The 21,069-nt window shown below is 46.6% G+C and carries 23 protein-coding genes and 1 riboswitch; of the genes, 20 read left to right on the forward strand and 3 right to left on the reverse strand.

Annotation, left to right across the window (positions count from 1 at the left end; all coding sequences use genetic code 11):
• The first annotated feature begins 217 nt into the window (after window positions 1-217).
• The 3 genes from ACJ28U_RS03395 (at window position 218) to ACJ28U_RS03405 (ending at window position 2,910) form a co-directional block, all read left to right on the forward strand.
• Window positions 218-1,510 carry an adenylosuccinate synthase gene (locus ACJ28U_RS03395; RefSeq protein ID WP_099088772.1) on the forward strand — a complete coding sequence of 431 codons (1,293 nt, stop codon included), beginning with the start codon at window positions 218-220 and terminating at the stop codon, window positions 1,508-1,510.
• Window positions 1,511-1,513: 3 nt separating this feature from the next.
• Window positions 1,514-2,050, forward strand: coding sequence for a phosphoribosyltransferase (locus ACJ28U_RS03400; RefSeq protein ID WP_407618377.1), 537 nt, complete (start codon window positions 1,514-1,516; stop codon window positions 2,048-2,050).
• 215 nt (window positions 2,051-2,265) lie between these two features.
• Entirely contained in the window at window positions 2,266-2,910 is a 645-nt protein-coding gene (locus tag ACJ28U_RS03405) for a FusB/FusC family EF-G-binding protein (protein WP_407618378.1), read from the forward strand.
• Window positions 2,911-2,969: 59 nt separating this feature from the next.
• Here the strand turns inward: ACJ28U_RS03405 and ACJ28U_RS03410 are convergent, their stop codons facing one another.
• The gene (locus tag ACJ28U_RS03410) at window positions 2,970-3,389 is read right to left on the reverse strand and encodes an HIRAN domain-containing protein (RefSeq protein ID WP_407618379.1); all 420 of its coding nucleotides are present in this window, start codon (window positions 3,387-3,389) and stop codon (window positions 2,970-2,972) included.
• Window positions 3,382-4,197 carry a hypothetical protein gene (locus ACJ28U_RS03415; RefSeq protein ID WP_407618380.1) on the reverse strand — a complete coding sequence of 272 codons (816 nt, stop codon included), beginning with the start codon at window positions 4,195-4,197 and terminating at the stop codon, window positions 3,382-3,384. Before ACJ28U_RS03415 ends, ACJ28U_RS03410 begins: the two co-directional genes overlap by 8 nt.
• A 142-nt stretch (window positions 4,198-4,339) precedes the next feature.
• Here ACJ28U_RS03415 and ACJ28U_RS03420 point away from each other — a divergent pair, with 142 nt between their 5' ends.
• Complete coding sequence (locus tag ACJ28U_RS03420) at window positions 4,340-6,196, forward strand: hypothetical protein (RefSeq protein WP_407618381.1); 1,857 nt, start codon at window positions 4,340-4,342, stop codon at window positions 6,194-6,196.
• Window positions 6,197-6,243: 47 nt separating this feature from the next.
• On the opposite strand, the gene ACJ28U_RS03425 is transcribed toward ACJ28U_RS03420, so the two are convergent.
• Window positions 6,244-6,843, reverse strand: coding sequence for a TetR/AcrR family transcriptional regulator (locus tag ACJ28U_RS03425; RefSeq protein WP_407618382.1), 600 nt, complete (start codon window positions 6,841-6,843; stop codon window positions 6,244-6,246).
• A 181-nt stretch (window positions 6,844-7,024) separates the two neighbouring features.
• Between ACJ28U_RS03425 and ACJ28U_RS03430 the strand changes: the two genes are divergently transcribed.
• The 16 genes from ACJ28U_RS03430 to ACJ28U_RS03505 all read left to right on the forward strand — a co-directional run bounded on the left by ACJ28U_RS03430 (window position 7,025) and on the right by ACJ28U_RS03505 (window position 20,920).
• A complete protein-coding gene (locus ACJ28U_RS03430) occupies window positions 7,025-8,419 on the forward strand; it encodes an MDR family MFS transporter (RefSeq protein ID WP_407618383.1) in 1,395 nt (464 codons plus the stop codon).
• 124 nt (window positions 8,420-8,543) lie between these two features.
• Window positions 8,544-11,036 (forward strand): ATP-binding cassette domain-containing protein, encoded by a 2,493-nt coding sequence (locus ACJ28U_RS03435; protein WP_407618384.1) that lies wholly within the window; start codon window positions 8,544-8,546, stop codon window positions 11,034-11,036.
• Between the two features lie 90 nt (window positions 11,037-11,126).
• Window positions 11,127-11,969, forward strand: a complete 843-nt coding sequence (locus ACJ28U_RS03440; RefSeq protein WP_407618385.1) for an aldo/keto reductase — start codon at window positions 11,127-11,129, stop codon at window positions 11,967-11,969.
• Window positions 11,970-12,177: 208 nt separating this feature from the next.
• Window positions 12,178-13,026 carry a DegV family protein gene (locus ACJ28U_RS03445; protein ID WP_407618386.1) on the forward strand — a complete coding sequence of 283 codons (849 nt, stop codon included), beginning with the start codon at window positions 12,178-12,180 and terminating at the stop codon, window positions 13,024-13,026.
• A 215-nt stretch (window positions 13,027-13,241) separates the two neighbouring features.
• Window positions 13,242-13,469: a hypothetical protein gene (locus ACJ28U_RS03450; protein WP_407618387.1), complete on the forward strand. Its 228-nt coding sequence runs from the start codon at window positions 13,242-13,244 to the stop codon at window positions 13,467-13,469.
• 21 nt (window positions 13,470-13,490) lie between these two features.
• Complete coding sequence (locus ACJ28U_RS03455) at window positions 13,491-14,003, forward strand: M57 family metalloprotease (protein WP_407618388.1); 513 nt, start codon at window positions 13,491-13,493, stop codon at window positions 14,001-14,003.
• A 55-nt stretch (window positions 14,004-14,058) separates the two neighbouring features.
• Window positions 14,059-14,490, forward strand: a complete 432-nt coding sequence (locus tag ACJ28U_RS03460) for a DUF1810 domain-containing protein (RefSeq protein ID WP_407618389.1) — start codon at window positions 14,059-14,061, stop codon at window positions 14,488-14,490.
• Between the two features lie 259 nt (window positions 14,491-14,749).
• A complete protein-coding gene (locus ACJ28U_RS03465) occupies window positions 14,750-15,346 on the forward strand; it encodes a thymidine kinase (RefSeq protein ID WP_407618390.1) in 597 nt (198 codons plus the stop codon).
• A gap of 6 nt (window positions 15,347-15,352) precedes the next feature.
• Window positions 15,353-15,505 (forward strand): hypothetical protein, encoded by a 153-nt coding sequence (locus tag ACJ28U_RS03470; RefSeq protein WP_153280279.1) that lies wholly within the window; start codon window positions 15,353-15,355, stop codon window positions 15,503-15,505.
• A 98-nt stretch (window positions 15,506-15,603) separates the two neighbouring features.
• On the forward strand, window positions 15,604-15,930 hold the full coding sequence (locus ACJ28U_RS03475; protein ID WP_099088785.1) for a multidrug efflux SMR transporter: 327 nt from the start codon (window positions 15,604-15,606) through the stop codon (window positions 15,928-15,930).
• Window positions 15,930-16,253, forward strand: a complete 324-nt coding sequence (locus ACJ28U_RS03480; protein ID WP_407618391.1) for a DMT family transporter — start codon at window positions 15,930-15,932, stop codon at window positions 16,251-16,253. Before ACJ28U_RS03475 ends, ACJ28U_RS03480 begins: the two co-directional genes overlap by 1 nt.
• 150 nt (window positions 16,254-16,403) lie before the next feature.
• Window positions 16,404-16,546: riboswitch (FMN riboswitch) on the forward strand.
• 169 nt (window positions 16,547-16,715) lie between these two features.
• Window positions 16,716-17,741, forward strand: coding sequence for a bifunctional diaminohydroxyphosphoribosylaminopyrimidine deaminase/5-amino-6-(5-phosphoribosylamino)uracil reductase RibD (gene ribD / locus ACJ28U_RS03485; protein WP_407618392.1), 1,026 nt, complete (start codon window positions 16,716-16,718; stop codon window positions 17,739-17,741).
• A complete protein-coding gene (locus ACJ28U_RS03490; RefSeq protein WP_407618393.1) occupies window positions 17,741-18,328 on the forward strand; it encodes a riboflavin synthase in 588 nt (195 codons plus the stop codon). The genes ribD and ACJ28U_RS03490 overlap by 1 nt, the downstream gene beginning before the upstream one ends.
• A gap of 5 nt (window positions 18,329-18,333) precedes the next feature.
• Window positions 18,334-19,527, forward strand: a complete 1,194-nt coding sequence (ribA, locus tag ACJ28U_RS03495; RefSeq protein WP_099088789.1) for a GTP cyclohydrolase II — start codon at window positions 18,334-18,336, stop codon at window positions 19,525-19,527.
• A 15-nt stretch (window positions 19,528-19,542) separates the two neighbouring features.
• Complete coding sequence (ribH, locus tag ACJ28U_RS03500) at window positions 19,543-20,007, forward strand: 6,7-dimethyl-8-ribityllumazine synthase (RefSeq protein ID WP_407618394.1); 465 nt, start codon at window positions 19,543-19,545, stop codon at window positions 20,005-20,007.
• A 106-nt stretch (window positions 20,008-20,113) separates the two neighbouring features.
• Window positions 20,114-20,920: a TraX family protein gene (locus ACJ28U_RS03505; protein ID WP_099088791.1), complete on the forward strand. Its 807-nt coding sequence runs from the start codon at window positions 20,114-20,116 to the stop codon at window positions 20,918-20,920.
• The last annotated feature ends 149 nt before the right edge of the window (window positions 20,921-21,069 follow it).

A 21,069-nucleotide genomic window follows, 5' to 3' on the forward strand; every position in this document is an offset into this window, starting at 1 on the left:
ATACTTCGGTATATCGTCTTTTTATTTTAAATAAGTAAGCAGTGTTAATTAAAAAGACGAATAAAAAACTATTCAGTGACGACTTATTTAAATAAAAGTCGAACTTTGTGTCGTGAAAGCATTGAAAACAAAAATGTTAGTTGATACAATAGTTTTTGTGATAAAACGTTTTTAAATGTTCGTGTTTTCGAGTGTTTAACGCAAAAGGGAGGCCATCATGGCAGGAATCGTAGTAGTTGGTAGTCAATGGGGAGATGAAGGAAAGGGTAAGATCACGAACTTCATCGCACAGGAATCAGACATGGTTGTTCGTTACCAAGGTGGAAACAACGCTGGCCACACGATTTACGTGAATGGACAAAAATTTGAATTATCAGCAATTCCATCAGGAATCTTTAACCCAGCTCGTTTGGCGGTAATTGGTAATGGTTCAGTTGTGAACCCTAAGGCGCTCTTGGAGGAATTGCGCGCTATTCAAGATAAGGGCGTTACAACTGACAACCTGCGCATTTCAGACCGTGCGCACGTCATTTTTCCATACCACATTTTGATTGATCAACTAGCTGATGCTAAGAAGGGTGACGGTAAAATTGGGACAACGGGTCGTGGTATTGGGCCAGCTTACATGGATAAGGCTGCACGTACAGGAATTCGTGTCGTGGATTTGCTTGATGAAGACGTGCTTCGCGAACGCTTAACGATCGTCTTGGCTGAGAAGAATGAACTTCTTGAGAAGATTTATAACCATGCGCCATTAGATTTGGATGAATTGGTTGCCGAATTCTCGGGTTATGGTGACGCATTACGGCCATACATTACAGACACGACGGTTATCGTGAATGAATATTTGGATGCGGATAAGCGAGTGCTTCTTGAAGGGGCGCAAGGCGCAATGTTGGACATTGACCACGGGACGTATCCCTATGTGACATCATCATCACCAGTTGGTGGTGGTGCAACGATTGGTGCCGGTATCGGGCCAACCAAGATTGATCGTGTTGTAGGGGTTGCCAAGGCCTACACATCACGTGTTGGGGATGGCCCATTCCCAACGGAACTGTTTGATGAAGTCGGGGCCACAATTCGTGAAGTGGGTCATGAGTATGGTGTTGTGACCAAGCGACCACGTCGAATTGGCTGGTTGGACACGGTGGTACTACGACACGCGGCCCGCATTGGTGGTTTCACGCACTTGTCTTTGAATTCATTAGATGTTTTGTCAGGCCTGAAGACGCTTAAGATTGCCGTCGCGTACGAATTAGATGGTCAACGTATTGAACATTATCCAGCGAGCTTGGCGGATGTCCGTCGTGTGACGCCGGTTTATGAAGAGTTACCTGGCTGGGATGAAGATATTACACAAGTTAAGACACGTGAAGAGTTGCCAGCAAATGCGGAAGCTTACTTGAAGCGCGTGGAAGAATTGATTGGTGTGCCACTCTATACCTTTGCGGTTGGGCCATCAAACGAACAAACGATTATTCTATTTGATATCTGGAACGAGGGATAAAGCATGCCAACAATGACGTTACAACGGACTGTTTTAGGAACTGAAGAAATTGCGGCAATGGTGGAACGCGTCGCCGCTGAAATCAACGCCGCAACGGCAGACGTTGAGCGTCCTGTATTTGTGGGCGTGATGAAGGGTGCGTACATCTGGATGGCTGATTTGCTACGAGCGGTTGGTCGCGATGTTGAAACGGACTACATTGATGTGTCAAGTTATGATGGGGATGCGTCGACTGGACGTATTACCATTCAGCGTGATTTGAAAGTCGATTTGACTGGTCGCACGGTCGTTATCCTCGATGAAGTAATCGATTCAGGATTAACATTGCGCTATCTGAAACATGATTTCGAAGAGCGTGGGGCTGAACAGGTCTTGATTGCGGTCGCCGTTGATAAGCGTGAAGACGTCTCAGCTGGTGGCATTACACCAGACTTTATTGGCGCGAAGGTACCTAACGAGTTCCTCGTCGGGTACGGGATGGACTTCAATAATCATCATCGTAATTTGCCTTACGTTGCGGTGCTTGAATTGACTGAATAAATTGATAAATTGCCCGGATGAATGGTTAATTCATCCGGGCAATTTGCTTACTTACAATATTTTCTATATACTAATTAAACTATCAAACACGAATGGAGATGATAAAGATGCCAGAATTTGGATCATTATCTGTACGCCGAACGAAAGTTAATTCTCAAGCATAACATCGCCGGCTAAAGTCTGTGCGATGTGTACTCTAAAATTGGAGCATAAACATGGACAAACAACTACAACCGCACGAATTCGTCGCAATTAAAGAACAAGTCATCATCCTGAATAAAGCGTTCAATTCAGTTAATGATAAGAATGTAAAAGCTGTCGTTCAGGCTGATGTTGTTGAAACAGTTAAAAGTATTTTGCCAGACACTGAAATTGCCACTGATTTCCTGAATCAATTACCTGAAATTGCAACCTCTAAGCAGCGTGCCGAACATGCATTTAAGCAGCTAGCGGAATTAGTGACGCCTTTCCCGGAGCTAAGCTCAAACCAACTTGGTAAGCTGTTCAAAAAGGTGAAAAAACTACCTGAACCAAAATGGGAGAACTTAGACCGTCATGAAATGACCTATCTGGGCTGGAATGATAATGGCAGTCAAAAGAAGTACATCGTCGCACCGCGTGATGGTAAATTGGTCGGTATCTATGGTGACTTTGACCCGAAACCATTGAACGGATTATGTGCAATTTGCCACCAACTAGGGACCGTCTCAATGTTCTTGTCAAAGGTGAAATCGCGAGGCGCGGATGGTAACTATACCAAGCGCGGTAATTTAATTTGCCGTGATAGTTCACTTTGCAACGCACAATTGAGCGATCTTGATCACTTGGCAAGTTTTGTGGAAACAACGTTGGTTAAGTAAACAAATTAGCAATAAAAAATCCCCCTAACCATAAATCAGTTAGGGGGATTTTTTCATCACTAATCTTCAAGATAGATATCAATTGAAAGCTCACCGGCCAGTGAATTATTACCAGCACGGGCTTCAGCGTCGATCTTTTTACCGGCGTCCATCAAACGAGCCACAATATGGTTTTGATTCCGTGGCACCCAACCGATGTGATGTTCAGCTGAATCAAGGACCTTGATGGCGTAGTCGTCAAATTGGTTTGTTTTATCACGACGTAAAATCAATGCGGTTCCTGGTAACCCAGCAGCGCGGTGGAAGGCCTGGTTTTCCTCTGAGAGATAATAATAGCCGCGTACTTGCACATGAGTTAAGTAAATACGTTCACCAAATAGGTCATCAACTAAGTCTGTGAGAGCGGTTGAATTCGTTTTCAATTCAATTGGTAAGGCTGAACCGCTGTTTAACGGATTTAATTCAAATTTTTCAGTCATGCGGTACCCATCCCATTTGCGCTAAATCTGTCAGCAATTGCCTACGTTTCGCCATTAGTCGCGTGGTTTGTTGCTGAATACGTAAGACCTGTTCTGTGATGTAGTGATCGTCCTGCAAGGCGTCGGCCAAATACATTGGAAAGCTGGTCATGATGCGATCAATTTCGGCTTGTAAAGTATCAATTTTACTAGCGAGTTGGTCACCTTGTGCCTGTAGATCTTCGATAGGCATGACAACTTCATGTTGCTCCGCCGCTTGGTTATTCAGTTGCACGATTTCTAAGAGAAGCGCCAGCTCTTGCAACTGGCTAGCTTTATAGGCCGTGATGGCAGCTTGAAACCATTCTCTTTCAACTGCTGTTTGGTCGGGATTGAGGTCTGGGTGCAACAGACGGACGAGTTCTCGATAAATCATTTTTACGCTTTTGGTATCTTCGACGGAAAGTAGCTTGGCATCCCAAATGTGTTGTGCTCGGCGTAATCGGTCGGCCAATTCTTGCCGTTTGACATCAAGCTGACCGTTTAATAAATTAATTTCAATTTCAATGGCTTCCAAATCAGGTGTCTCACCTTGATTAATTGCTTGTAACATTAATTGGCGGCGTTTCTTCAAAAACTGAACCGTCATGTATAGTTCATAAGCCGTTAATTCGTAACGGCCAATGGTTGCCATATAACGTGCCTCAGTGAAGGGGACTTGGGTCGTTTGCAAATCAGATAATCGAGAATAGGCAGTTGCTAAGGTTAATTTTAAATCTTCGATTCTTGTGATGGCCGCTTCATACGCGGGATGTAAGCGAATGTCCATTAACCGACTCCTTTGGCGAGGTAATAATTATTATTGTACTGCTTTTGATGGGCGACTGTTCAACTGATTTCGCCTGTTTGATTGGTCACTGGTGTATAATTCAAACCAACAAAGAACAAGTCATAAGGAGATCAGTAACATCATGCAACTCAAACTAGATCAAGATGGTTTTATTGACGAATCACTTGTGGATGAGGTGCGCGCAGGATTGTCCACGGCCGGTAATGCGGTTGGGCCAGTTAATCAGCGCACGCTGAAGCGTAATCGCCAACAATTCCGGGAATTGTCAGCGGCGTTTGCCAAGCAGACCGAGTGGGCAGATGCGCAAAAGATGAGTGCGGCCATTTTGGATGATATTTATTTGGTGACGAATAAGCCAACGATTGCGTGGGGCATTGATGATGTCTTGCTGGGACTGACGTTTACCATCGGTTCACACGAGCAATTCCAAGGGCTAGATGATGCAACTGTCATCGGCATGACAGCAGATTTGCTCGAATCCTTAATGTACAGTGGCATGGTGCAGCCAGATTTACCCGCAGCCGTGACTGACGATTGGGTTCGCGATGAATTGGTGGCCTATCGAAAAGAGTTGGCGAACCAGATGGTGGCGACAGATGATCCTGATGAGGTACGACCTAATCGGGCTATCGCACCATTGATGGCGAACTTAGCCACCAATGCAACCTTTCAAGCATTGTCTGCCGACGTCCAACGCGATATGACAGATACCTTGTTGCCATTGTTTATTGGTATGATGCAGAAAATTGCCCATGAACCAGTTGGCAAGTGGACGACGGTTGGCTTGAAGCGAATTTTATTTAACTATTTTGTACCAACCGTTGTGTTAACACCCGACCAGATAAGTGCCTTACCGGATGCATTAACGGCATTGATTGCGTCGACGCCAGTTGTAGCTGTTGATGCAACTGACTTTACCAGTACTGTCCAACAATTAGCTTGGCAGTTCGAGCATGAAGCGACCTATCCCGGGTACTTTTCGGCGGATAAGCGTGTTGCGACTGCTGCAATGGCGGCTGGTATTGATTTGAATGATAAAGATGCCTTGGATGTCTTTGCAGATGAGTACTGGGACAGCAAGGCTGGCCAAGAAAAGTTTGTCTCGGTTGGCCGTGGTTTTGGTGGTTTGTGGGATTACTTGGAAAATGAGCGTTTCTTCCAGCAACTGAAGTTGAAGGATCAAGATGCGCGCTTGTTTTACCAATATATGGAGCCATTCTTTTTGAAAAGTTTGGACCCAGATTGGCAAGCTGACTACGATTTTAGTCACTGGCAAGCGACGTTGGCGCACAATCCGCAGTTAGCTGTGTTAGATGCGTTGTATGGGCAAACAAAGGCTCAGATGGTTAAGAATATCGCAACGTCATTTGTGTATGAACCCGAGCGCGAGGCCCAACGTCACGTACAAGTTTGGGTACAACAGGTGAATGATGTACTAGGGCCAGTCCTACAGGGTGATGAGCAGGGACACGTAGTTTTCGCTGATCGATTGCGTTTGCAACAAATTGTGCGTGACCAGGCGCCGGTACCGGAACTCAAAAAGTTGCCGGTTTTGATGAGTACGCCGTCAGCTGATTTGCGTGAAATGAATCATGCGCAAGTCACGATTTTTATCGAAAAGCTGCAAATGCAACTCGGTGACCTACTGGCAACGGATCAGTTACGCTGGACTGAAACGATGTTAGGCGACTTGATGGAAACCGCCGGTGGTCAGTGGCAGCAAGCCATCACGGCGCTGGCTGATGATGACTTCGTAATGCTGATTGAAAGCGAATTATTTGGTCGCTACACAATGCGTCAAGCGTACTTTGCCTTGCAATTATTAATTGCCTACTTAGATAATGCTCGGGCACTGGGTGAAATGACGAAAGATCGCTTTGACGAACTGGTTGACCTGATTAAAGTCGCCCAAGATCAGCATGTGGCGTCGTATTTGAGCCATGTCATGGATCGAACTGAAGTAACAAAGCCGTTGTAATGGTAAAAATCCCGTATTAGTTTGTGAAGCTAATACGGGATTTTTGATTAGGCGTGGGGTTGCTGTTGCATAATCGCGGGCAAGACGATTTCATCAACGACTTCAGCGATAAAGTCGTCAGTAATCGGCTCGTCACTGATTAAAAAGCGGTAGCGAAGTAGCTCAAATGGCATTAACTTCACCAAGTCCGTGGTGGTGTTATTGATTTCGCCGTTCAATTGCGCCTTTGATAAGATGCGTTCCATGATGAAGAGGTTTGATTGTTTCAGTTGGGCCAGAAAAGTGGTGACATCCTGATTATCTTCCTTGCTGACTTCTCCCAAAATGGCACGATTGTAGGTGCGCCCCATAATATCGGCCGAGTGCTTGTAGCGTGTTAACATCGCAATCAAATCTCCCCGTAGTGAGCCGGTATTAAAATCAGCGTCAACCAAAGTGCCCTGGACGTCATGCGCCTTGGCTTGAATGGCCTCGGTCATTAGGGCGAACGGTGAAGACCAGCGTCGGTAGAGTACAGTCCGAGAGGTCCCAGATTCACGTGCAATTCGGGCGAAAGTGACGGCCTGATAACCTTCAGCCGCCATAATGTCGCGGGTCACCGAAAAAATAACGTTGGTGAGGTCATCCCCAGTTTTACGCGTTGCCATAGCAAATCACCAGCCTTTCAAAATGCTTATATGTCTTTATTTTACACGATTTTCAACCGATAAGATACACGTTGTATCTAAAGTGCTTGCATTTTTAAAATTGCACGCCTATAATACTTTTTGTCCGAAAGGTACACGGTGTACCTTAAAAAGAAACAAAGTGTAAGAGAAGGTAAATGAGATGGACGAGAAGAAAACGACAGCATTGCCAAAGCACGTCGTGAACATGGCTTGGGTACTGGTACTTGGTGCGCTGGCGCCGATGCTTGATGCAACGATGGTGAACATCGCGGTGAATGATTTGGCGCGTGATTTTGGGGCCAGTCTCTCAACAATCCAGTGGGTGATTACGGGGTATGTCCTAGCGACAGCGGTTGCGGTACCGTTTGCTGGTTGGTTGGTCAACCGTTTTAGTGGCAAGTGGGTATTTTTAGCAGCCGAAATTGCGTTTGGTGTATTCTCGTTGGCATCTGCTTTGGCTTGGAATATCGATAGTTTAATTGTGTTCCGTTTATTCCAAGGTGCGGCTGCTGGCATGCTGACGCCACTGTTGACGACGCTGTTAGTGGACTTGGCTGGTAGTGCAGCGATGGGGCGCTTGATGGCTGTAGTTGGCCTGCCAATTATGTTAGGACCGATTTTGGGGCCAGTTATCGGCGGTATCGTCTTGGAGTATGCGTCATGGCGTTGGATTTTCTACATCAATGTGCCGATTGTCATTTTGGCAACAATTTTGATTGCCTGGAAGTTGCCAACGTTTGAAGCAAAGAATCGTCAGGCCCGCTTTGATGTTGTCGGGGTGACATTGCTTGCTGCAATTTCATCGACCATTATTTATGGTATCGTGCAAGCTAGTACAAAGGGTGACTTTACGAATGCCACTACAGTTGCGTATGTTCTGGCCGGAATTGCCTTAATGGTGGTATACGGTGTGTACGCGTACTTCAGGGGTGAGCAGGCGATTTTACCAATTCGTCTCTTCACGCGTAAAAACTTTACTGCCGCTATGGTCGGTATGGTGGTTGGTGGGGTTGCAACTAACGGGGCAATGTTGCTCTTACCATTGTTCTTCCAGAACTTACGTGGCGATTCAGTGATTGTCGCTGGTTTATCATTAATTCCACAGGGGGTCGGCATGCTTGTCGCGCGACCAATTGTGGGTAAGCTGATTGATCGCATTGGTGCCCGTTACGTGACGATTGTGAGTTTGGCAATTACGCTGGTCGGCACGATTCCGTTCGCTTACTTTGATGGTAAGACCGCCTTTTGGTTAGTTGCTGTTATCTTATTTGTACGCGGCATTGGTGCGGGTGGTATCTTAGCGCCTTTGATGACAGATGCTTTTGTCGGTGGCGATAAGCGCGATTCAGGCGCAATTTCTGTTGCGTCACGAACGTTCCAAAATATTGGTGGTGCATTTGGTTCAGCTGTGATTGCAACAATTGTGGCTGGTTATATGACGACGCACACCAGTGTTGCCGCCGGTTACCAAACAGGATTTGCCTGGACGGCCGGCCTGTCATTGTTGATTATCATTCCGGCGATGTTTTTAACGAACCGCCTATCTAAAAAGTAGCAACGAAAAATCTGCAGCTGTCAGGGCTGCGGATTTTTTTGCATAGTTTCGGCTCAGTAGATTTTGGGCCACGTGATACAATGAGCATATAAAAAATAAGTAATTAATTATGCGGGGAATGAACATGGCATTTTCGATTGAAGTACGTGGGGCGAAAACGAATAACCTAAAAAATATTGATGTTGATATTCCATTGGGGAAAATGACGGGGATTACCGGGCGGAGTGGTTCTGGTAAAAGTTCACTGGCGATGGGGACGTTATACGGCGAGGGGATGCGCCGGTATCTTAATGCGCTATCAACGTATACACGACGCCGTATTAGTCAATCAAATCAGGCTGATGTGACGTCAATCCGACATTTGCCATCCGCCTTAGCGTTACGCCAACGGCCGCAAGTACCGGATATTCGGTCAACAGTCGGGACCATGACAGAGGCGTTAAATGTGTTGCGCTTGATGTTTTCTCGACTCGGTTCAATGGTCTGTCCGAATGGCCACCGCATTGGTCCGACGCTAGCGGTAGCGATGGATGTTGATATGACGGGGATGGACTGTCCAGTCTGTGGCGTGCATTTCATGCCATACGGGGCGGAAGATTTTGCGTTTAATTCAGCTGGTGCCTGCCCAACTTGCCAAGGAACGGGCGAAGTGCAAGAAATCAATCCCGCGTTGTTGATTAATGAGGAATTGACGATTCGCGATGGCGCCGTGAACGCTTGGCGGACACCAGGCCGCACGTTTATGCCCTTGGTAGCAGAAGCAGCGGGTATCAATATTGATGTGCCCTACAAAGATTTACCAAAGGCGCAACAAGAGCAGGTGCTCCATGGTGAGCGACGGGAATATGAAATTAACATTCCAAGTAAGAGTGGCAAGGTGTTTCACATGGACCACGCAGTCTTTGAGAATGCCTATAACGCGATTACAGATAGCATGAAGAACAGTACCAATGAACGCACGATTAAGCGGTTAAATCAGTTTTATACCTTTCAAACTTGCCCGACTTGTCATGGTACCCGTTTCAATCCAGCGTTGCTGAGCCAACACTTGCGCGATAAAAACATTGCAGAATTGTCGGATTATACGATTGAAGATTTGGTAACTTTTGTCCGTGAGTTAACGGCCACATTGCCGACTGACATGCAAAAAATGGGGCAAAAGCTGGTCGATGAATTATTGGAATTGCTGGATGCCCCAACGCAACTGGGCTTGGATTATCTGACACTATCACGGGGTGGTAACACCCTATCAACTGGTGAACTCCAGCGTATTCAATTAGGCCGGACGATTCGCAATGAAACGACGGGTGTTCTGTACGTACTTGATGAACCGACTGTTGGGCTACACCCAGAAAATGTGGCTGGTTTACTCCGTATTTTTAAGACACTCCTTGATCAAGGGAATACACTCGTGGTGGTTGATCACGATATGGAAGTGATTGGCGCGAGCGATTATGTCATCGAGATTGGGCCAGGGTCTGGTGAACATGGCGGTGAAGTTATTTTCGCTGGTGATGTGGCCGCTGCTAAACAATCGGCGACCTTGGTGGCGCCATATTTAAATGGTCAGGCACGAGCACAGACGCGTACACTGGCACCAAGCGAGACGCTTTTTGATGATGGCACCATTGAGATTGCGGTCGCACAGAAAAATAATTTACGTGATGTTACGGCACGTTTTCCCAAGAATCGTTTAACGAGTGTAACGGGGATGAGTGGCGCTGGCAAGACAACGTTAATCCTGGATTTGCTGGCCCCAGGTATTGTGGCCCAAAATGAGGGACGCGCGTTACCTGATGGTACTCAGGCCTTAGATAACAGTGGTGTGCAGACGGTTGTGATGGTTGATTCTGTGCCGGTCGGTAAGAATGCCCGTTCAACCGTGGCCACGTACACGAATATTTTGGATAACTTGCGTAAAATGTATGCGGCCTTACCTGTATCTAAGGAACGGCAATTCACGGCCAGTGATTTTTCATATAACGCAGCCGGGGCATGCCCAACGTGTGGCGGAGTCGGTCAAATTACGATGGACGTACAGTATTTACCTGACGTAACTGAAGTGTGCCCAACATGTCTAGGTACTCGATATCGTTCGGACGTGCTTGACGTTAAGTGGCATGATTACACGATTGCTGATTTATTGGCCTTATCCGTAACGGAAGCCCTAACCGTTTTCCAAGATGAATCGAAAATTTTGAAGACGTTGACCGCCTTATCAGAATTGGGCTTAGACTATTTGACGTTGGGTGAAAGTACGCCTGAACTATCTGGTGGCGAGGCCCAACGGTTGAAGTTGGTCACGCAGATTCATCAGAAGCAGGAAACCAGTCTGTTTATTTTTGATGAGCCATCAGTGGGGTTGCATCCCCTCGATATTGAGAATTTGTTGCACGTGTTCAACTTGCTGTTAAAGCGTGGGGCGACGATTATCACGATTGAACATGACTTGGAGGTCATTGCTAACTCAGATTGGATTGTCGATTTGGGGCCTGGCGGTGGCACGCATGGTGGTCAGATTGTGGGTAGTGGTACGCCGACTGATTTAGCAGCCAGTCCTGAGAGCGTGACCGGTCACTATTTGCAGGCGTATTTGGCAAAATATCAGCAAGCCTGACTTTTTTCAGCCCACCTTTACCTGACGGCGTATCATGATGCTTGTAGTTAAAGCAGTCAATGAATAATGAAGGTAACGAGGTGTAAGGAAATGTCATTTTTGCATGAAACATACACGTTAAATAACGGGATTCAGATTCCTAAGGTCGGCTTAGGAACGTGGCAACAAACCAAGCAACAAGCCCACGATTCAGTGGCTGCTGCATTGCAGGCGGGGTATCTCTATGTTGATACCGCTCAAATGTATCAAAATGAAGATGCAGTTGGCGCAGCAATCGCTGAATCAGGTATTGATCGCGCGACGTTGACGATTTCAACGAAAATTGATGCCAGCATTAAGAACTATCAAGATGCGGCCCGCTCAATTGATGAGTCGTTAGCTGCGCTGGGAACTGATTATATTGATTTGCTGTTAATCCACGCCCCACGCCCATGGAATCAAATGGCTGTGCCAAATGTGCGCCCAGTAGCTGGCAATAACTACTATGAGGAAAACGTAGCGGTTTGGCATGCGATGGAAGACGCAGTTAAGGCTGGCAAGGTTAAGAGTATTGGGGTGTCCAACTTTAATAACGAGGACTTGAAGAATATTCTGGATGCGGCCGAGATTAAGCCGGTCGTTAACCAAATTATTTACCACATTGGCATGACGCAAGACGTGAACCAACCGTTTACGGAAGCCAATGGGTTGCTAGTGCAAGCGTACAGCCCAATTGGGACGGGCCGTTTGCTCCGCATGCCTGAACTGCAGGAAATTGCGGCGCACTATGATCGTTCTGTTGCGCAGTTGGCCATTCGGTATGCGTTGGCCAAGGGGACGTTGCCACTACCAAAGGCTAACCACCCTGAGTATGTGGCGCAAAATGCGGATGTTGATTTTGACATTACAGCTGCCGATATGGCCGTGCTCGACGCCATTGAGATGCCGTACTAATAATGACAATTTAAAAACCACCTGGTTAGGCGCGTGCGCGAATCAGGTGGTTTTTTGTGCTGACGTATTTTTTAAAAGTGGGTTGCTTGGTTTTGCTTACAAAAAACGTTGTAAAAATCGGACTTTATGTGATATAGTTTTAGATACTAGATGAATAAGTTTTGAAAACGAATTAACTTACAAATATTTAGTAACGAGGGGAAACGAGATGACTAAAGTAAAAATTATTACCGATTCAACAGCACGCTTGACGCCTGAAGAAGTCGCGCAGCACGATATTTCAGTTGTGCCGCTTACCGTGATGATCGACGGCACTGTTTATCACGATGGGGTGTCAATCACACCGAGTGAATTTATTGAGAAAATGGCCGCATCTAAAAGTTTGCCAACGACATCGCAACCTTCGTTAGGTGCGTTTACGGAAGTTTACGAAACAGTACCAGAAGACGTCGAAGTCCTTTCACTGCATTTGACACACCATTTGTCAGGGACGGTTCAGGCGGCTGAACAAGCAGCGCGTTTAGTGCCCCATGACATTGTAGTCCGTGATTCTAACTACATCGACCGGGCTTTGGCTGCACAAGTGTTGGTAGCCGGCCGGATGGCCCAGGCTGGTGCAACGCGTGATGAGATTTTGGCCGAATTACAACGCGTTGAGGATAATACTGAATTATATTTGACGGTGACGACACTGAAGAATTTAGTCGCTGGGGGGCGCTTGTCGAAGACGTCAGGGCTAATTGGTACGTTACTGGATATTAAGCTGGGCGCTCACGTGCCATTGGGAAAAATTACGATGGAAGTCAAGGGCCGCGGTAAGAAGACGATTAAGGGGTACCAAGATTTGATTTTCGAGCGGATGCACGCCGAGCCGAACGGCATTGCCGTGATTGGTATTTCACACGCTGATGCAGCTGAAGAGGCCGAGCAATTAGCTGCCCGGGCACGTGATGAATTCCCAGAGGCGATTGTTGATATTGCAGAAACGACGCCAATTGAATCAACCCATGCTGGTCCAGGTGCGATGGGGATTTCATACTTGAAAAATTACGCATAATAATAAGCGAGGAGAACTGGTTATAATTAGTTCTCTTTTTTTGCGCGTATTGCTGGGGAGAATATTCAAAAAAGTTGCCTAAAATAACTAAAGCGGGTGCGATACGGCAGTAGAATTGAGGAGAGGATGGCAAGCAGCTCATGTACGGGGTCCCTTTTTAAAGTCGTGAGGGTAGCAAACGTTCTATGATTAGTGTCTCGGAGGGGGTGTGACACGTGCCAGATGATGAATTAGACCGCAAAATTTATGAACTGTATGGCATTAATGAACAGGCTGCCCCGCAACCTGAGCCACAGAAACGGCGGGGGTGGCGCAAAATTGTGTATACGGCCATTATTTTGTTGCTGGTGTTTGGGGCACTTGGTAGTAGTATCGAACCTATCATGAACGCGATTAATTATCAGTCGCGTCGCCGTCAGTTAAATGACGTGACCATTGCGTAGGCCGACCGGGAAAATCGGCAATTGCGTCAGGCTGGTAAGTTTGGGCCAACAAGTGATAGTTACGGTATGTATGTTGGCCACAATGATGAGCTAACCGTCGCCATCATGACCAGTGATTTTCAAACGACGACCCCAAATGTTGAAAAGGCGTTGCACGGTGCAATCAAGTTTTGGCGCCAACAATCTAATCAGCAAATTCATATTAAATTAGTCCCTGTGACGCAGAATGCAGATGTGATTGTTCGCGCCGGTGAGATGGGGGACGAAGGGACGGATTCAGGAACACATGCACTGGCTTGGATGAATTCACAGTCGGGTGAGTTACGCGTGTCAGGTGATATCTTGACGCTGTCCAATCAGAATACATTAACCAAAACACTGGCCCATGAATTAGGGCATGCACTTGGCCTGGGTCATAGCATGAACGGTCATAATATTATGAGCGCAATTCTGTCTCCGCAGGCGGATGATGTGACGCACAAACAACTGCAACACATTACTGACTATCAACAGTTGTCGGACACTCGCCAATAAGACAGGACTGATTATGTGCTAGAATAAGGTCAAAATACGGATGAGGTGACATGTGATGGATGAAGCATTAGCAAACGATATCAAGCGATTTATTTTAGCGCAGGACGAAGCCAATAGTTTTCAAACGGCAGTAGATGAATTAACGGCGGGTAAGAAAGACTCCCACTGGATGTGGTGGGTGTTCCCACAATTGCGGGCCTTGGGAACCAGCGAACGCGCAGTTTACTATGGGTTGGCTGATGCTGATGAAGCGCGGGCTTACTTGGCGAACGATACGTTGCAAGAGCGTTTGCTCAAGGTAACTAATATTGTGTTGGGCCTGACAACAACTGATATCGAAGCGGTGTTTGGGGATGTGGATGCCCGCAAGTTGCAAGCAGCTTTGACTCTGTTCGAAGCGGTGGCAACTGATAAGACGCCATTTGCGACTGGTTTGGATCGTTACTTTGATGGCGAACGCCACTCCGCTACGTTAGCTGAAATTTAAATAAATGCTAAAAGACTACTGGTATATCCAGTGGTCTTTTTTTGTTCGGAAGTGTTTCATGTTCATCAACCTAACGGAAAGTTATGTTCGTCATTTAAGGAGTGACTCTGTGACAGTCTGACCATGTCAAGCGGTTTTTGAAATTCGAAAGCGAACATTCGTGAAAAATGTCCGGTTTATCGTTTGGTACCGGCGCTTGCAAAATCGGCAAAAGCGCGTAAACTAAATCGAGTTAAAAATAGTTTTTGAGGTGAGTTGGATGTCGCAATTAACGTTTGTATATGGCACGATGGCTTCGGGAAAGTCCATCGAAATCTTGAAAGTGGCACACAACTATAAAATCCAAGGCCGTCACCCATTGTTATTGACGTCGGCGCTGGATGATCGCACAAAGATTGGCGAAGTATCCTCACGTATCGGGTTACGTGAGTCTGCTGGCATCATTCATGATACGGACGATTTAATGGCGCTAGTAACGTCGGCTGATAAGTTGCCAGATATCGTCCTGGTTGATGAAGCGCAATTCATGACGCGCCAACAGGTCATTCAGTTGGCAAATGTGGTCGATGATTTGGACATTCCGGTAATGGCGTTTGGCTTGAAAAATGATTTTTCAAATCGGCTCTTTCCAGGGTCTGAAGCATTGTTGATTTTTGCTGATAAGTTGCAAGAAATGAAGACGTTGGATTCGTTTGGCACTAAGAAAGCGACGATGAATTTACGTATTCACGATGGTAAGCCAGTGTATGAAGGGGAGCAAATCGAGATTGGGGGCGATGAGGCTTATTTACCAGTTTCGCGCTATCACTATTTTCATCCAGATGAGCAAGCTTTGGCGGAACGGTTCGGTAAGTAGGGGGATATGATGAAACAGGGAATGACAACATACGTGGTTCGTGATCAATTAGGCACGCATTTTTACGAAACGAATACCATTAGTAATGCTGAAATGTTTGCGCGGGCGCATTCAAATAATGTGCACCGTATGAGCGTTGTTGAGCGCAAAGTTTACTGAGCTGATCAGCACTGTTCTGTTATTCAGGCCAAAATTAGCCGAAATGGCGCAGAAACTAGTATAATAATCACATTAAGTAAGTGATTAGGAGCAAAAGCATGTTAAAGAATCCGTGGCTCAAGATTATCTTGGCAATTGGTTTTGAAGATGGTTGGGTTGTGGGTATTAAACATGCGCACACCCCATTGATGTGGGTCGCAACGCTAATTGCATTGGGATTGTCAATGTTACTGTTTCTAACAGCTAGCGAACAACTCCCGGTTGGCACCGCCTATGCAGTTTTTGTCGGCCTTGGTACCGTGGCAACGGTGGTAACCGGGTGGGTCGTGTTTGGTGATGGTATGACAATTGCGGAATTAGTTTTCTTGGTCATTTTATTAGGCGGCATTATTGGTCTGAAATTATTGGCGGAGGAAAAGGCGTGATGGCATGGATATTTTTAGTCTTAGCAGGCTTGATGGAAGTGTCAGGTGTCATCATGATTAATGAGTGGCAGAAACGCCGCGCCTGGTGGGCCGCCGCTGGTATGGCGGTAGGCGGGGCACTTAGCATTGGCTTACTCACGCTGGCCTTGCGTGATATTTCGATGGGTACCGGATATGCAATCTGGACCGGAATTGGGGCCGCTGGTGGGACAATTGCCGGCATGTTGCTGTACAACGAGTCCCGTGATTGGAAGCGCATTCTGTTTATTAGTATGATTATTATCGGAGCTGTTGGCTTGAAGTTAACGACGGGTCGCGGTTAACTAATTTAAAAAATAACGAATAACGTTGAAGTACCGGTATGACTGCTTTTTAGGGGGTCGTGCCGGTACTTTTTGTTAGGTGCGTCAAAAAATAAGGGTTTACAAATTATTCATGAGAACTGTATGATGGCTGTGTTAAATAAATAATCAATAAATCTTCGGGGCAGGGTGAAATTCCCGACCGACGGTGATGGCGTATGCCTCAGTCCGTGACCCGGGTTGCGATTAAGCAATCCGGTTGATGCAGTGTGAATCTGCAACCGACAGTAAAGTCTGGATGGGAGAAGATATCAAAATTTATCGCGTTAGTGGCTTATTTTTTTGGCCCCTTTACGCAGTTTTTTCGATACCCAAAACGAGGTGTCAGACCGATCAAGGCTTGATCGGACCTGGCAACAGCCCCAAGTTTGCTGATATAGCAGACTTGGGGCTTTTTTACTACCCGGAGTAGTTAGGGGAAACATGGATGATTTAACAATGATGCAGTTAGCGTATCAAGCCGCGCAACAGGCTGATCCGGCCGCAACATGGGAAAACCCGCGGGTTGGGGCGGTTATTGTGAAAGATGGCGCCGTTATCGCGACAGGGTACCATCACCAATTTGGTCATCAGCATGCGGAGGTCGCGGCGATGAATCAGGTGGAACATCAGGCGGATCTGGTTGGGGCCACGATGTATGTCACGCTAGAACCGTGTACGCACGTCGGTAAGGTCGGTGCTTGTGCAGATGCACTCGTGGCGGCGAAGATTGGGCGGATTGTAATTGGGCAAGGCGATCCTAATCCGCACGTCAGTGGCCGGGGTATTGCCAAATTACAGCAGGCTGGTATCGCAGTCACGCTGTTGAACCAGCAAGGTAGTGCGGTGCTAAACCCGGCCTTTCATCATTTTTTTGAAACGCAACGGCCCTATGTCACGTTGAAGTTGGCACAAAGTATTGATGGGTTTATTGCTGCCAAACGGGGACAAGCCACTAAATTAACTGATGACCAAGCGGATGTGGCGATTCATCAGCAACGTGCCCAAATGAGTGCCATTATGGTTGGCAGCGAGACGGCCTTAACTGATGCACCACAACTGACCGTGCGCCATGTCCCAATCACACACCAACAACCGTGGCGCGTGATTGTCGATCGGCGGGGGCGCTTGCAACATCACCCGGCCTTTTTTGATGAGCGAACGTTGATTTATACGACAAACACCACGTTTGCCCAGCGGGTGCCACAAGCGGTGCATTTCGATGGTGAACTAGACACGTTGTTGGATGATTTGGGACAACGTGGCATCCAATCATTACTGGTTGAAGGTGGCGGAGCGCTAGTGCGTGCCTTTCTAGCGACTAATCTCTGGCAACGTTTTGATATTTACCAAACGGACGCTGTGTTAGGAACTGGCATTAAAGGTGTGGTGGGCAATCAAGGCCCCGTTGCAACACAGACACGTGTTGGTAATGCGCTACATCAAGTCATTTACAGGGAGGCGAAGTAATGTTTACAGGAATTGTATCTGAAGTTGGGCAAGTGGTCGCCTTGACTAAGCGAAATGAAAAAGAACGCCGTTTAGCGATTAAAACAGCCTCTGCTTATTTTGCAGACGCAAAACTAGGCGACAGTATCATGGTGGACGGCGTTTGTTTGACGATTACGACATATAACGATCACGAGGCTACTTTTGATGTCATGGTGCCAACGATGGCTGTTACCCGGATGCAAGACTATCAGGTTGGTGAAGTCGTTAACTTAGAGCAAGCCGTACGGGCAGGTGATCGGTTTGATGGTCATTTTGTGTTAGGGCATGTTAATGGGACTGGCACGATTACAACCATGTCACAAACTGACGAAACAGTCTATTTAACGATTACTCCGGCAGACCAGGGGCTGATGCACCAAATTGTTACGAAAGGGTCAATTGCGGTCAATGGTGTGAGCTTGACGGTCGTGACGGCTAGTGCGACGGCATTTGTGATTGCGTTAATTCCGCATACCTTAACGCATACGATGTTGCGTACTGTTCAAACTGGTGACGTCGTTAATTTGGAAACTGATGTGTTAGCGAAGTATTTGACGAAGGAGTAAACAAAATGAATCAAGAAATCCGACAGCGTGTCGAGCGCGCAATTACGGCGCTTAAACAAGGTCAATTGATTATTTTATCGGACGATGCCCAGCGTGAGCATGAGGGCGATTTAGTGGGGTTAGCCTCATTTGCAACAACTGAAAACGTTAACCAGGCGTTACGCGTTGGACGTGGCGTGTTGTGCGCACCGATGTCTGCCGAACGAGCGGCACAATTACAACTCCCTCAAATGGTCGCAACTAATACGGAAAAATTTGGGACGCAGTTCACGGTGAGCGTTGACCACAAAGGGACGACAACGGGTGTATCTGCAGTCGATCGGGCGCAGACGCTGCGGGAATTAGCAAATCTGTCAGCGCAATCAACAGATTTTGAACGCCCAGGCCACATTTTTCCGTTAGTTGCCGTTTCCGATGGCGTGTTAGCACGAGCTGGTCACACGGAAGCGGCCGTTGATTTGGCTAAGTTGGCAGGGGTACCACCTGTCGCCTTTATTATAGAAATTCTAGACGCAGATGGTCGGATGGCACGTGAAACGGCGTTGGCTGATGTGGCATCATCGGAAGAACTAGTGACATTGACGATTGCGGAATTGATTGCGTACCGCCAAGCGTTAGTGGAACGACCAAATCGGATGGGGCCAACGATTAAGCTGCCAAGCGCGTACGGCGAATTTCGTGTAACGGATTATACAGTGGCTGACCGTGAACCAGATTTGTTAATTCAAAGTACTGTGACGACAGATGAAGTGCCGTTAGTTAGATTGCACTCTGAATGTCTAACCGGTGAGGTGTTGGGGTCATACCGATGTGAATGTGGGCCACAACTACACGAAGCGCTCCGCCAGATTGATCAGCAGGGTGGCGCCGTTGTTTACCTGCGCCAAGAAGGGCGTGGTATTGGACTCGCTGAAAAGTTGCGTACCTATGTGTTGCAAGAAAATGGCTATGATACGTTCCAAGCGAACGAACACCTCGGCCATCAACCTGATGAACGCGATTATGCCCAGGCGGCCCAAATCTTAAAAGATGCTGGTTATCAAAAAGTACGTTTATTGACGAATAATCCAGCTAAAATTGATGATTTAGCCAAGCACGGTATTGAAGTAGTTGAACGCGTACCATTGATTGTCGGCGTTAATGAAGTCAATGCCGGGTACATGGCCACGAAGCGCGATAAGTTTTCACACATGATTTAAAAGGAGTAAATTCAGATGACAACAGTTACAGGAACGTTAACGAAGCACGAAGGACGTCATATTGCCATTGTGATGAGTCGATTTAATACGCTAATCACTGACCCACTGCTAGCGGGGGCAAAAGAGGCATTGACGATGCATGGGGTGGACAGGGCAAATATCGATGTTTACATTGTGCCTGGAGCGTTTGAAATTCCACTAGTAGCCGAGAAAGTGGCTAACACCGCTAAGTATGATGGCATTGTCACGTTGGGGGCCGTTATTCGTGGTGAAACTGATCATTACGATTTGGTGATTAATGGGGCGATGACTGGTATTGCCCAAGTTGGCTTGAAGACTGGTGTACCAACGGTATTTGGGGTGTTAACTGCTGATACACTTGAGCAAGCACAACATCGTGCTGGGGGTAAGGCCGGTAACAAGGGGAGCGAAGTTGCGTTGGCATTACTTGAATTATTAGCAGTTGTTGATGCCATTTAATGCAAGTGACTTTTTCGGAAATGACTCTTTTGTGTTGCTAAACGATATTATATAACGTATAGTATTGTGTGTTAGTTAATAAGAGTTATTTTTGAGGGGATGTACAATGCTTGCTAAATTACAAGAACGTTATGGTCTAACAAGTTTTACACTAAAAGTGATCGGTATTATTTTGATGGTCTCGGACCACATTCACCAGATGTTTTCATATGTTGGCGCACCTGAATGGATGACAATGCTTGGTCGCGTGGTCGCACCGATTTTCCTGTTTTTGGCGGCAGAAGGGTTCCATTACACACACAGTCGGATTGGCTATATGCGTAACCTTCTGATTGGGTTTTGGATTACCAGCGTGATGGAAGTTATCTTGCAAACGCAATTGCCAAATGAACACGTCGTATTGATGAATTCGATTTTCGGCACGCTGTTTTTGGGCGTGATGGTGATGTGGATTTGGGATGGCTTACGGCACCCAATTGCTAACAAGAAGGCGTTCGGCTGGAGCTTGTTGGGAATTATTTATTTAATTGGTTCGACGGGATTGATGGCCGTTATGTTGAGCTTGGCGTCAACGGGTAACGTTTTGCCAATGCGCATTTATATGGTGGCAGTACCAAACTTGATGAATATTGAGGGTGGCTTCCTGTTCTTGTTGCTGGCATTGATTTTCCACATTTTCCGTGAAAAGCGAGCAGTGGCGCTGTTAATTTTTAGTGCCTTTAGCATCTGGATGCTTTTCCAAAGTGCACAACATGGTTTTTCGGATATTCAGTGGTTGATGATCTTTGCGGTACCGCTACTGGCGTTGTACAACGGTAAGCAAGGACGCAAGGATAAGTGGTTCTTCTACATTTTCTATCCAAGTCACTTGGCAGTGTTGTATATTATTTCGACCGTGTTCTTCAATAAGTAGAAAATCAGAAAAAAGAGGCTGGGACAAAACTCAGCTGAACATTTTGAATAAAAGCAGGCGCAAACCCATGTATATCAAGGGTTTGCGCCTGCTTTTTGGTATAATAGTGGTAATAAAGGCAAAGAAAAAGACGTTGAGCGGCAACTCAA

Origin of the sequence: Weissella sp. MSCH1, from assembly GCF_045799135.1 — a bacterium.
GTDB lineage: Bacteria > Bacillota > Bacilli > Lactobacillales > Lactobacillaceae > Weissella.